The organism is Acrocarpospora corrugata (genome assembly GCF_009687845.1).
Classification (GTDB): Bacteria; Actinomycetota; Actinomycetes; order Streptosporangiales; family Streptosporangiaceae; genus Acrocarpospora; species Acrocarpospora corrugata.
In genome coordinates this window covers 29,950-42,747 of record NZ_BLAD01000089.1, presented here as the reverse complement: position 1 = coordinate 42,747, position 12,798 = coordinate 29,950, and the positions used below count along the sequence as shown (strand labels likewise).

Below are 12,798 nucleotides of genomic sequence, written 5' to 3'. Positions count from 1 at the left end.
CTCAGCCTCCCTTGACCTGGCTCTGGTAGTCGCTCTGCACGCTCTTGAGCAGGCCTTCGGGGGTCTGCTCCCCGGCCACCAGCTTCTGCAGGTTCGGGGTCCAGCTCTTGGCGTAGATCGCGCCGGTGGCGTTGGCGATGAAGTCCATCGCGCCGTTGTCCTGCGCGATCTGCGCGCCCGCCGCGAGGGTGCTCTCGGTGACGGTGCCCGCCGCGACCGGCGGCATCGGCCCGTCGGCCGGGCCCATCGGGTGGGAGCCGCCGACCTGGACGCCGATCGTGCGGGCCTGCGTGTCGGTGGCGACCCAGTCGAGGAACTCGGCGGCGCAGTCGGCGTTCTTGGCGTTCGCGCCGATGCCGAACGTCAGCGGAGCCGACATGGCGGCCCGCTTGCCGCCGGCCTGGGCCGGTGGCATCAGGAAGAAGCCGATGTCGCCCGCCAGCTGCTTGTCGAGATTGCCCGACTCCCAGTCGCCGTCGAACATGAACACACCGTCGCCGCCGATGAAGCGGCTCATCATCGTGGCGTAGTCGACGGCGTTGACGTCCTTCCAGAAGTACCCGGCCTTGATCCACTTCTGCAGGTGCTGAGTCGCCTGGAGGTTGGATGGGGTGTCGATGCTCGCGCCGGGCTTCTGGAAGATCCAGTCGTTGATCGGCGCGGACGGCCCGTAGGAGGCCATCAGGTTCTGGAGCGGGAAGGCCAGGCCGCCGGTCGCGCCGCCGTTGAACTGGGCGATCGGGGCCAGGCCCGCCTCCTTGGCCTTGGCCAGGGCGGCGTCGAGGTCGGCGAGGGTCTCCGGCGGAGCGGTCATGCCGATCTGCTCGGCCAGCTTCTTGTTGTAGAACACGCCGGTCATGGAGAAGTTCAGGCCCATGGCGTAGAGGGAGCCCTCACCTCGCACGGCCCCGCCGGGAGCCAGGCGCATCTGTTCGAGCTGGGAGGCGGGCCACTGGTCCCAGCCGTAGACCTTGGCGTACTCGTCGAGGTTCTTGAGGAGGTTGTTCTTGACCAGTTCGGAGACCTGGGGGAGGCGCATGAGGTCCGGCGGGTCGTCGGCCAGCACGCGCGGGGCGTTCTGGGTGATCACCGCGAACTGGTCTTCGCGGATGTCCCAGGTGACGTTCGGGTGTTGCTTGGTGAACTCGGTGGTGAGCGCCTTCGGCAGGGGGAATCCGGTTTCGAAGTAGCCCTTCAGCGTGACCGGCGCGGTGCCGCAGGTCGGCGCGGCCGACAACGACGACGCCGACGACGCCGGGGCCGTCGGTTGCGCGTTGCCGCTTCCCGGCGCCGCGCAGGCGGCGGCCAGGCTTCCCCCCAGGATGACCACCATCGCCATGCGGCTCCGGCGGGAGTGAACTCGACGAGACATAGCGCGTCTCCCTTTGCTAAATCGGATTAGCGATGCGATAGTCTCACCGTGCGTATCCGACGGTGTCAAGACCCCGTAATTCGGTTGGAATGTTGGAGGCCTCCCCCGTGAGTCGACCCCGGGTCACTTTGGCCGACCTGGCCCAGGCGGCCGGAGTGTCCCGTACCACCGCCTCGCTCGTGATGACGGGCAGGGGCCGTGAGCTGCGCATTTCCCACGACGTCGAGCAGAGGGTACTGCGTGCGGCGGATGAGTTGGGCTATCGCCCCAACGCGGTCTCCGTCGGATTGCGAACAGGAACGAGCCGGACGATCGGCTTCGTCTCCGACACCGTCGCGACGTCCCGCCTCGCCGGAGACATGATCAAGGGCGCCCTGGAGGCCGCCCGCGAACGCGGAGTGATGTTGTTCATCGGTGAGACCGAGGGCGATCCCGCACTGGAGCGCGGCCTGCTGCACGCCATGCAGGACCGCCAGGTAGACGGCATCATCCTGGCCGCCATGTACACCCGGACGATCAAGGTCCCGAAGGACATCGGGCCCGCCGTACTGCTCAACGCGCTGCCAAAGCCGGCCTCCGGCCTGCCCTCGATCGTGCCCGACGAGGTGGGGGCCGGGCGTTCGGCCGCCCGGCTGCTGCTGGAGGCAGGCCACCACGAGGGGGTCTACCTGATCGGGGCGGGTCCTAGGTTGCGCGACGGGCCCGCCGCCAGCGTCGCGGCGGTGGAACGCCTGGTCGGCATCAGAGAGACCGGCCTGAAGATCGCCGGAGCCCGCGCCTGCGCCGAGTGGCAGCCGGAAGAGGGCCTGGCCGCGACCCGGTCCCTGCTGGCCGACCACCGCCCCCGGGCGCTGATCTGCCTCAACGACCGGCTGGCCCTGGGCGCCTACCAGGCGTTGGCCGACGCCGGGCTCTCGGTTCCCGACGACGTGTCGGTGGTGTCGTTCGACGACCACCCCATCGCGTCGTGGATGCGGCCCAAGCTGACGACCGTGGCGTTGCCCCATTACGAGCTGGGGCGCAAGGCGGTGCAGGTGCTGTTCGACCAGATGGGCGAGGAGGCCGAACCCGGCCAGGTGCACCGGGTCGCCATGCCGGTACGGCACCGGGACTCGGTCAAGCCCCGGTGACCCGCGGGCGTCCAGGCAGGGGACGGTTGCGCAGTTCGGCTTTGCGGATCTTGCCCGAGCCTGTCTTCGGCAGCGCGTCGACGATCTCGAAACAGACGGGGATCTTGTACTTCGCGAGCCGAGGACGGAGGAAGGCCGTCAGTTCCCCGGGAGTGACGGCGGCACCGGGCCGGGGGACCACGAAGGCGCGGCCCACCTCGCCCCACTTCTGGTCGGGCATCCCCACCACCGCGGCCTCCGCCACGGCCGGATGCGCGAAGAGCACGCCTTCGACCTCCGCCGGGTAGACGTTCTCCCCGCCGGAGATGTACATGTCCTGGACCCGGTCGACGATGGTCAGATGGCCCTCGTCGTCCACGACCCCGATGTCGCCGGAGTGGAACCAGCCGTCTTCGTTCAGTACCGCGGCGGTCGCCTCCGGGTCCCGCCAGTAGCCGGGCGTGACGTTCGGCCCCTGGATGAGCACCTCGCCGGGCTCCCCGGCCGCCGCGGGAGTGCGGTCGGGACGGAGCACACGCACGTTGGCGAAGAAGACGGGGACTCCGGCCGAGCCCACTTTGCGCACGCTCTCGCCCGCGTCGAGGAAGGTCGCGCCGGGTGCGGTCTCGGTCAGTCCGTAACCCTGGCAGAAGACCAGGCCCCTGTCCTGGTAGGCGCGGATCAGAGTCACCGGGATGGCCGCGCCGCCGGACATGAGGGTGCGCAGCGACGAGAGGTCGGCGTCGGCCCAGCGGGGTGACCGGGCGAAGTCGGCGAACATCGTGGTGACGCCGAACATCCACGTGACGCGGTGCTTCTCGATCAGGTCGTAGCAGAGCCCGGCGTCCCAGGAGGGCATGATCACGGAGGTGCCGCCCTTGAGGAAGGTCGGCAGCAGCGTCTGGTTCAGGGCCGCGACGTGGAAGAGCGGCGCGCTGATCAGCGTCACCTCGGTGCTGGTCACGTCCACGCCGACCATCATGTTCAAGCAGTTCCACACCAGGTTGGCGTGGCTGAGCATGGCGCCCTTGGGACGGCCGGTGGTGCCGGAGGTGTAGAGGATCAGGGCGACGTCGTCGAGCGCCACCGGGACGTCGAGGGGATCGGGATCGCCCTGCGACGCCCAGGTCTCGAAATCGTGCTCCCCTGGGGCGGGCGACCGTAAGGCCACGACCGTGCGGGGACCGGGCAAGCCGCGCACCGCCTCCGCGCAGCCGGGGTCGTAGACGAGGAGGGAGGCGCCCGAGTGCCGAAGCAGGTAGGCGATCTCGGGCGCGGTCAGCCGGAAGTTCAGCGGGACGAAGACGCCGCCCAGCATGTGGGTGGCGAACATGGTCTCGGCGAAGGCGACGTGGTTGGGGCCGAGGTAGGCGACCCGGTCCCCCGCCCGGATCCCGGCCTCGCGCATCCGCGCCGCCAGGCGGGTCGCCCGCTGGTGGACGTCGGCGTAGCTGAACGACCGGTCCGCGAGGACGAACGCGGTGCGGCCGGGGCTCATCTGGGCCCGGCGGGCGGGCCAGCCGCCGAGGCCGGCGTTACGCATCGGTGGCGGCGGGGACCGCCGGGGTGTCCGAGGTGAGGTCGTCGGTGCTGGTCTCGCGCAGGGCCAGCACGCAGACGACGGTCAGCAGGCAGCAGCCGGCGATGATCACCGAGATCGTCGTCGTGCTGCCGCCTCCGGACGACGCGTCCAGCTGGGCGAACAGCAGTGGGCCCAGCCCGGCGCCGAGTCCGGCGAGCTGGTAGCCGAGCGAGGCGCCGGTGTAGCGGTTCCTGGTGGGGAAGAGTTCGGCGTACATCGCCGCGAGCGGGCCGTACATCAGCGGGTGGATGACCGCCTGGCCCAGCACCAGCGCGATGGTGAGCACGGCGACGCTGCCGGTGTTCACCATCGGGAACAGGACGAAGCCGAACCCGGCCATGAGCAGCGCGCCCGCCAGCACGACCGGACGGCGTCCGACCCGGTCCGAGAGGGCCGACCAGCCGATGATGCTCACCACGGCCAGCGCGGAGGAGAGCGTGAGGCCGTTCAGCACCGCCTGCCGGGTGAAACCGGTCCGGACGCCGTACGCGATGAGATAGGTGGTCAGCGTGCCCTGGGCCACGAAGGCGGCCAGTCCGACGCCCACCCCGAGAAGCAGCGTCCTCGGATGGTGGCGGAACACCTCCAGCAGCGGCATCCGGCCGGGACGGCCGGATGCCGCTTCGAACACGGGGGTCTCCTCGACCCGCAGCCGGACGAACAGGCCGACCGCCAGCAGGAGCACGCTCAGCAGGAACGGCACCCGCCAGCCCCAGCTCAGGAACGCCTCCTCGCCCAGGACGGCCGCGGCGCCGCTGAGCACGCCGGTGGAGAGCACCATCCCGAACGGGGCGCCGGCGTTGGTGAAGCTCGCCCAGAGGCCGCGGCGGCTGGTCGCGTGCTCGGCGGACATCAGCACGGCGCCTCCCCATTCGCCGCCGATGGCGACGCCCTGCAGTACGCGAAGGGCGACGAGGGCGATGGGGGCGAGGACGCCGATCTGCTCGTAGGTGGGAAGCACACCGATGAGGAAGCTGGCGAGACCCATCAGGGTCATGGTCAGGATCAGCATGCGCTTGCGGCCGAGCCGGTCGCCGAAGTGACCGAAGATCACTCCGCCGAGCGGCCTGGCGAGGTACCCCGTGGCGAAGGTGCCGAAGCTGGCGACCGTGGCCGTGAGCGGGTCGAGCGAGGAGAAGAAGACCTTGCCGAAGACCACCGCCGAGGCCGTGGCGTACAGCAGGAAGTCGTAGTACTCGATGACGCTGCCCAGGAAACTGGAGGCCACCGCGCGATGGAGCTGAACCTGGTTGGGGGGTGAGACCGGCGGGTTCGTCATGACCGAGCTCCTCAGTCCGAGAGTGAGCCGCTGCGCTTGCCTGCCCGGAGGTTAGGCACATTCATGACGGACGTCAATCCTTTGCCCAGCATTAGGAGGCGCCGAGCCCGAGCAGGCGTACGGCGTTGCCCTTGACGATCTTCGGGCGGACCTCGGGCTTGATGTCGAGGGCGTCGAACTCGGCGAGCCATCGGTCCGGAGTGATCATCGGGTAGTCGGATCCGAAGAGGACTCTGTCCTTCAGCAGCGTGTTGGCGTACCGGATGAGCTGTGGGGGGAAGTACTTCGGCGACCATCCGGACAGGTCGATGTACACGTACGGCTTGTGCGTGGCGACCGCCAGGGCCTCGTCCTGCCAGGGGAAGGACGGATGAGCGAGGATGATCCGCAACTCGGGGAAGTCCACGGCGACGTCGTCGACCAGCATCGGGTTGGAGTACTTCAGCCGGATCCCGCCTCCGCCGGGCAGGCCGGCGCCGATGCCGGTCTGGCCGGTGTGGAACAGTGCCGGTACGCCCATCTCCTCGATCGCCTCGTAGAGGGGGTAGGCCGCCCGGTCGTCGGGCGCCATGCCCTGCACGCTCGGATGGAACTTGAAGCCGCGCACGCCGTACTCGGCCACGAGCCGGCGTGCCTCGCGGACGCCCGCCCTGCCCTTCCACGGATCGACGCTGGCGAAGGGGATGAGCACGTCGGCGTGGGCGGCGCAACTCTCCGCGACCTCCTCGTTGGAGATGCGCGGATGCCCGGTGGCGTGCTCGGCGTCGACGGTGAACACCACCGCCGCCATCCTGCGCTCGCGGTAGTAGGCGGCCATCTCGGGGATGGTGGGCCGGGAGTGCCCTTTGAAGTACTTCGCCGAGGCGCCGGCCAGTCCGTCACTGAGCGAGGCGTGCCCGTCGGCGGAGACCTCCGCGTGCGTGTGCACATCGATGGCGACCAGTTCGTCGACGTTCATGAGCCCTCCTCGGGCATATATCTGACTTCCGTCAATTATGTGCCTGACATATGGCCCGTCTACGCTTTCAATGTGACCATCGGCGGCGAAGACGAACCGGCGGCGCCGTCCACGCGCCCGCAGTCCCTGATATTCAGCTTCCTCGGCATCTACGCGCTGGACCGCGGCACCGCCATCTCCTCGGGCAGCATCATCGACGTGTTCGCCCGCCTCGGCGTCTCAGAAGAGGCCGTCCGGTCCACGCTCGCCCGCATGGTGAAGCGCAATTTCCTGATCCGGTACCGGGTGGGACGCAGGGCGTACCTCGGGCTCACCCCGCACGCGGTGGCGGTGCTCAGGGACGGGCGCAGACGGATCTGGGAGACCGGCGCGGTGAACCGCGACTGGGACGGCACCTGGACGGTCGTCGGATTCTCGCTGCCCGACAGCCGGCGCAGCACCCGCCACGACCTGCGGTCCCGGCTCATCTGGGCCGGATTCGGCCCGCTGCAGAGCGGGCTGTGGATCGCGCCGGGCGCGAAGGAGGTCACCGGCGTGTTCGACGCGCTGGACGTGGACGACCACGTCACGGTCCTGACCGCCAGGGCGTTCAAACCCACCGAGGCCGCCGACCTGGTCGCCAAGGCCTTCGACATCGAGCAGATCGCCCGGCGCTATCGGGCGTTCCTCGCCAGGTGGGACGTCACCCGGCCACTTCCCGACGCACCGGACGATCTCGTACGGCAGCTGTCGCTGCACACCGACTGGCTGCAACTCGTCCGGCAGGATCCCCACCTGCCGGCCGAACACCTCCCCGCGGACTGGCCGGCGATCCGGGCCGAGCAGGTCTTCCACACCCGCGCGGAAGAGTACGAGCGACCCGCCCGGAACGTGGCCGACGGCGTCCTGGACGAACTCACCCCATGACGCAGGCGGTCCCGTTGAGCGCGAACGCGGCCGGAGCCGCGTTGGCGCCGCTGTACGTGCCCTGGAACCCGAAGCCGGTCCCGGCCTGCGGGGCGATGGCGCCGTTGTAGGAGAGGTTGCGCGCGCTGACCTGGGAACCGGACTGGGTAACGGTGGCGTTCCAGGCGCCGGTGACCCGCTGGTTCCCCGGCCATGTCCAGGTCACGGTCCAGCCGTTGACGGGTGTCGCGCCGGTGTTCGTCACAGTGACGTCGGCGGTGAAGCCGTTGTTCCAGGTGGTGGGAAGGTAGGTGACCCTGCACCCGGCCCCGGGGTTGGGAGACGGGGACGGCGAAGGGCTGGGGGACGGCGAAGGGCTCGGTGACGGGCTCGGCCCGCCGGTGAGGCCGAAGAACTGAATCGCGGCGGCGGCCATCCCGCTCATCGGCAGGCTGTGGCCGGCCCCCTGGATGCTGTACGCCTCGACCCGCGCCGTGCCCGATCCGTCGGCGTAGCGGCGGCGGTTCCAGTTCGGTTGCGGCGTGTCCGTGCTGGTGGGCGTCTGGCTCAGGCCGAATACGTTGGTCCACTGATCGATCGCCTGCTGATGGGTGGCGTAGTAGACGAGGTTGTCCGTGGTGCCGTGCCAGAGCTGGACGCGCGGCCTGGCGCCGCTGTACCCGGGGTAGGCGGCACGGACCAGGTCTCCCCACTGCTGGGGCGTCTTGCTGATCCGCCCGGAGGCGCAGTTGCTGGCGCCGGGCGAGGGAATGTAGTCGGACTCGCTCGCGAAGCAGCCGAACGGCACGCCCATGAACGCCGCCCCCGCCTTGAAGACGTCGGGATAGTTGCCGAGCATGATGTTGGTTTCCATACCGCCCGCGGACGTGCCGGTGACGTAAATGCGGCCGGCGTCGCCGTTGTGGCGCTGCCGTGTGTAGGTGATCATGGACAGCAGCGAGACCGGGTCACTGCCGCCGCCGCGTACCTGCGACGCGGCCGACCAGGAGTCGAAGCAGTTGCCCTTCTTGGACGCCGACGGGTAGATGACGATGAAGCCGTACTGGTCGGCGAGGGTCCGGAACTCCGAACCCGAGTAGAAGCCCGGGCCTGACCCTCCGCAACCGTGCATGGCGAGCACGATCGCGGGGCTGGGTTGCACATTGTCCGGCACGTAGAGGTGCATCCGCAGGTTGCCGGGGTTGGCGCCGAAGTTCGTCACCTCGGTCAGAGTGGCCGCGGCGGCGGGCTGTCCGGCCACCAGGATCGTGGCGGCGCACAGCACTGCGGCACCGGCGCCCGCGAGTACGGCGGTCAATCGCTTCATCGGCTCTCCCCTGCTTGATCTTGGCTCGCTACACGAAGCCGCGGCGCCGCCGACTCGTCCTGATGAGAGCCGGTATAGGAGCCCCGGCGGCGGGCGGTCAAGCCGCGCTCGTACGGGATCATGACGCTCCACCGGGGAAAAAGCGGTTCTTGCGCTGGTTATCAAGCATTTTGTTATCAAGTAGCTTGATATTGAGGACGCGAAACTTACATTGCCCGTTATGGTCATCCGGTGACCTCGCGCCGCACTCCTGCAGCCGACCAGCCGGTCAAGCCGGGCCCCCGCCTGAGCTACCTGGTCTACCGACTGGAGCGTCGCATCCGCGCCCGGCTCGACGAGGCGCTCGTCCGGTACGGCATCACGACGACCGAATACATGGCGCTCAGCGAGCTGCGCATGCGCGACGGGCTCTCCTCGGCCGAACTGGCCCGCATCGCCTTCGTCACGCCGCAGGCGATGAACCTGGTCGTCCGCGACCTGGAACAACGCGGCCTGATCCACCGGGACGCACACCCGGACGGCGGCCGGGTGCTCCGCGCCCATCTCACCCGTGAGGGACAGACGGCACTGCGGCGCTGCGACCGTTCGCTCGACGGCATCGAAGCGGACATGCTCGCCGAGATCGACGACGCCACGCGCGGCACGCTGACGGAGAGCCTCACTCTCTGCACGCGAGCCCTGCGCCCGCCCACCTCTGCCCCGCAGGGCGGGCCCGACTCCGTCGCCACGGACCGATAACGCATCCTGACCATTGATCCGTGGCGTCGGACGTCATGTCGCGGTCATACCCGGCTCCATTTCTGGTTCGTGCCGCCGTTGCAGGTCAAGATCTGCGCCTTAGTTCCGTTGGCGGTGCCGGACACGTTCAGGCACTTGCCGGCCCCGATGGCGGTGATGCTGCCGTCGGAGTTGAACCGCCACTTCTGGTTGTTCTGGCCGTTGCAGTCCCAGATGATCACCGCGGTGCCGTCGGCCGTCCCGGCCCCGTTCACATCCAGGCACTTGTTGCCGTACACCCGCAGCTCACTCGCGCCGGTCGAGGTCCACTGCTGGTTGGGCTGCCCGTTGCAGTCCCAGATCTGCGCCAGGGCGCCATTGGCCTGCGAGGCGCCGTTGACATCCAGGCACCGCGCCGACGCCGCGCCCCGCAGCGCACCAGTGCTCGCCGAAGGAGAAGGAGACGGGGAGGGCGAGGGGGTGCCGCCGCCCGCCGCGACGCCCTTGCCGATGAAGGTGATCGAGTCGACGTCGAACGCGTTCGCCGACGGCGCCTTGAACACGACGTAGAGATTGCGGGTGCCCCCGGGGACGGTGACTCGCACAGCGGACAGGGACACGTAGCTGTTCCATCCCCCGGTCGCCGGCACGGAAGTGGAGGCGATGAGCGTCCCGGTCGGCGAGTCGGCGTGCAACTCGATGGACGCCCCGGTGCCGGACGGCGCCGATACGCGGAAGGACACCGTGTCGATCCCGGACAGGTTGACCGGCGTGAAGGAGATCCAGTCGTTGTTGGAGATGTCGCCGACGCGTCTGCCGCCCTCGGCTCCCGGCTCGTCGACGATCCGGACTCCGGCGGAGCCGGTGAAATGCTCGGCCTGCTTGTGCTTGGGCTGCAGCGTGATGCCGGCGTCGCCCTTCAGGCCGCCCCTGTCGGTGTAGTCGGCGGCCAGGACATAGTAGACGTTGGACGCCTCGTCATGGCCGGAGGCGGTGGTCGTCACCGTCCCGGAGCAACCGGTGTACTGACCCGTGTCATGGGCGTGCTGGTCGTGGCCGAGCGCGGTGATCACGTTGACCTTGGTGCAGTCGACGGCGCCGTCCTCGGGGTCGGTGACGTTCATCGTGTAGGCCACCCGGTCGCCGAAGTCGATGAACCCGCCGTCGGGCGGAGCCGCGAAGACGACCTGGGGACGGGTGTTGCCGACGACGACGGGCAACGTGACACTGCCCGTTTTCCCACCTGAGTCCCGTACGGTCAGGCTGGCGGTGTAGGTGCCGTTGCTCTGGTAGGTGTGGGACGGGTTGGCACTGGTGGAGGTTCCGCCGTCGCCGAAGTCCCAGCTGTAGGTGATCGCGTCGCCGTCGGGGTCGGCCGAGCCGGCCGAGGAGAACGCCACCGTCAGCGGCGCACTGCCCGAGTCGGGGTTGGCGCCCGCCTTGGCGACGGGGGCACGGTTCCCGGCCACGTAGTCGACGCGGTAGATACCGTCGTCGGTGTTCGCGTGCCCGAAGCCGTTGCCCCAGTCGGCCAGGTACATGGCGCCGTCCGGGCCGAACTTCATGTCGATCGGCGCACGCGGGGCGAGCTGCGCCACCAAGGGGTTGATCTTCAGGAGGTTGCCGGAGGAGTCCAGGCGGAACTCCTTGACGAAGTTACGGCTCCATTCATAGAAGAACGGCGTGCCGTTGAAGTACTCGGGGAACTTGCGGTCGGAGGTGCTGGCCGGGTCGTAACGGTAGAACGGCCCGCCCATCGCGGCCGCGCCGCCGCAACAGTTGATCTCCGGAAACTCGGCCGAGGCGTGGTAGTTGTACCAGACGGTCGCGGGCTGTGCCGAGGGCAGGCTGGTCAGGCCGGTGTTGTTGGGCGAGTTGTTGACCGGCGCCGAGCAGGAGAACTTGCCCCCCGAGGTGTTGGTGGCGAAGTTGAAGTCGTTGAACGGGATGTTGTTGCCGACGCAGTACGGCCAGCCGTAGAAGCCCGGCTGCTTGATCAGATTCCACTCCACCGTGCCCTCTGGGCCACGGTTGGCATTGGCGCTCCCCGCGTCAGGACCATAGTCCCCCAGTGAGATCCAACCGGTGACCTTGTCGACCGAGAAACGGAACGGGTTGCGGAAACCCATCGCGTAGATCTCCGGCCGTGTCCTGGCGGTGCCCGGCGCGAACAGGTTGCCGGACGGAATCGTGTAGGTGCCGTCGGACTCGGGGTGGATGCGCAGGATCTTGCCGCGCAGGTCGTTGGTGTTCGCCGAGGACCGCTGCGCGTCGTAGTGCTCCCGGCCCTGCCGCTCGTCGATCGGAGCATAGCCGCTGGACCCGTTTGGATTGGTGTCGTCGCCCGGGCCGATGTACAGGTTGCCGCCGGGGCCGAACGCGAGGTAGCCGCCGGTGTGGCCGGGTTCGTCGACGTTGCGGTACGCCGGAACCTCGATGATCTTCTTCTCGTTCGGCAGGTCGAGGCTGGTGCCGTTGAAGGTGAACCGCGACACCCGGTTCACCTCACCGCCGCTGGACGGCGAATAGTTGATGTAGATCCAGCCGTTGGTGGCGAAGTTCGGATCCAGCGCCAGTCCGACCCCGCCGTCCTCACCGCCGTCGTACACCGACAGGGTGCCGATGACCCGGGTGCCTCCGCCATTGGCGGGGATCATGTTCACCTTGCCCGAGCGGGAGATGTAGAAGACCCTGCCGTCGGCGGCCACGTCCAGCTCCATCGGCTGGTCCGGCGCGCCGTCGAGGGTCACCTTCTGGAACCGGGCCGCGACCGTGCCGCCGCAGTCACCCGGCGCCGCGCCCGCCGCCCAGCTCACCGCGCCCAGCAGGTGCTGCTTGAACAGCGGCTCCGAGTAGGAGGACGCCTGGTGGCCCATCGCGGTGGCCCACACCCGGCCGCCCTCCGGGTTGTGACACCAGGAGATCGGGTGGTCGGCGCCCATCTTGCTGGACCCCGCGTCGTAGGTGGTCTCATCCGCGGTCACCAGCACGTGCACCGAGCCACGCAGGTTCTTGTCGAAGTTGTACCACTCCTCCGTGCGCACCCACCGATCAGGCAGCCCCCTGGTGGAGGGGTGAGCCTTTTCGGCCACCTTGGCGGTGCCCTGCACGATCGCCGAATGCGCGGTCATGTGCGCGCCGGCCAGCGCGACCTGGTCCCACCAGGGGAACTGCGCCTCGATGTTCATGTCGGTGGCGTTGTGGATCGCGACGACGCCGCGGCCGCCGCGCACATAGGCCTGGAAGGCCTGACGCTGGGCATCGTTGTCCCACACCATGCCGCTGGTCTGGAACATGATCACCGCGTCGTAGCTGCTCAGCGTCGCGGACGTGAAGACGGCGGAGTCCTCGCTGCGGTCGAGCTGGAAGTTGTTGTCGGTCGCCATCTGCTGGAACATCGCGACGCCGGCGGGGATGGAGTCGTGCCGATAGGCGCCGCTCGCGGTCTCGCTGAACAGCAGCACCTTGAACTGGGGAGCGGCCGCATGCGCCGTGAGCGGCACCGTGGACGGCAACAGCACCGACAGGGCGGCGGCCAGCGCGAACAGTAATCGTGATCGTCGCATGAA

9 protein-coding genes are annotated in these 12,798 nt (G+C 68.9%); 3 read left to right on the top strand and 6 right to left on the bottom strand.

What is annotated here, in order from left to right; genetic code table 11:
- Window position 1 precedes the first annotated feature (1 nt).
- Window positions 2–1,372, bottom strand: coding sequence for an ABC transporter substrate-binding protein (locus tag Acor_RS34505; protein ID WP_155340968.1), 1,371 nt, complete (start codon window positions 1,370–1,372; stop codon window positions 2–4).
- 107 nt (window positions 1,373–1,479) lie between these two features.
- Between Acor_RS34505 and Acor_RS34500 the strand changes: the two genes are divergently transcribed.
- Window positions 1,480–2,502: a LacI family DNA-binding transcriptional regulator gene (locus tag Acor_RS34500; RefSeq protein ID WP_218034658.1), complete on the top strand. Its 1,023-nt coding sequence runs from the start codon at window positions 1,480–1,482 to the stop codon at window positions 2,500–2,502.
- On the opposite strand, the gene Acor_RS34495 is transcribed toward Acor_RS34500, so the two are convergent.
- The 3 genes from Acor_RS34495 to Acor_RS34485 all read right to left on the bottom strand — a co-directional run bounded on the left by Acor_RS34495 (window position 2,489) and on the right by Acor_RS34485 (window position 6,300).
- Window positions 2,489–4,024 carry an acyl-CoA synthetase gene (locus tag Acor_RS34495; RefSeq protein WP_155340966.1) on the bottom strand — a complete coding sequence of 512 codons (1,536 nt, stop codon included), beginning with the start codon at window positions 4,022–4,024 and terminating at the stop codon, window positions 2,489–2,491. The two genes, Acor_RS34500 and Acor_RS34495, sit on opposite strands and share 14 nt — an antisense overlap.
- Window positions 4,017–5,342 carry an MFS transporter gene (locus Acor_RS34490; RefSeq protein WP_155340965.1) on the bottom strand — a complete coding sequence of 442 codons (1,326 nt, stop codon included), beginning with the start codon at window positions 5,340–5,342 and terminating at the stop codon, window positions 4,017–4,019. The genes Acor_RS34495 and Acor_RS34490 overlap by 8 nt, the downstream gene beginning before the upstream one ends.
- Before the next feature lie 91 nt (window positions 5,343–5,433).
- Window positions 5,434–6,300 carry an amidohydrolase family protein gene (locus Acor_RS34485; protein WP_155340964.1) on the bottom strand — a complete coding sequence of 289 codons (867 nt, stop codon included), beginning with the start codon at window positions 6,298–6,300 and terminating at the stop codon, window positions 5,434–5,436.
- 72 nt (window positions 6,301–6,372) lie between these two features.
- Between Acor_RS34485 and Acor_RS34480 the strand changes: the two genes are divergently transcribed.
- On the top strand, window positions 6,373–7,206 hold the full coding sequence (locus Acor_RS34480; protein ID WP_246239517.1) for a PaaX family transcriptional regulator: 834 nt from the start codon (window positions 6,373–6,375) through the stop codon (window positions 7,204–7,206).
- Here the strand turns inward: Acor_RS34480 and Acor_RS34475 are convergent.
- Complete coding sequence (locus Acor_RS34475; RefSeq protein WP_155340963.1) at window positions 7,196–8,512, bottom strand: extracellular catalytic domain type 1 short-chain-length polyhydroxyalkanoate depolymerase; 1,317 nt, start codon at window positions 8,510–8,512, stop codon at window positions 7,196–7,198. The two genes, Acor_RS34480 and Acor_RS34475, sit on opposite strands and share 11 nt — an antisense overlap.
- Before the next feature lie 231 nt (window positions 8,513–8,743).
- On the opposite strand from Acor_RS34475, the gene Acor_RS34470 reads away from it, so the two are divergent.
- Entirely contained in the window at window positions 8,744–9,250 is a 507-nt protein-coding gene (locus Acor_RS34470; protein ID WP_246239515.1) for a MarR family winged helix-turn-helix transcriptional regulator, read from the top strand.
- 44 nt (window positions 9,251–9,294) lie between these two features.
- On the opposite strand, the gene Acor_RS34465 is transcribed toward Acor_RS34470, so the two are convergent.
- Window positions 9,295–12,795, bottom strand: a complete 3,501-nt coding sequence (locus Acor_RS34465) for a ThuA domain-containing protein (RefSeq protein ID WP_155340962.1) — start codon at window positions 12,793–12,795, stop codon at window positions 9,295–9,297.
- Window positions 12,796–12,798: the final 3 nt, after the last annotated feature.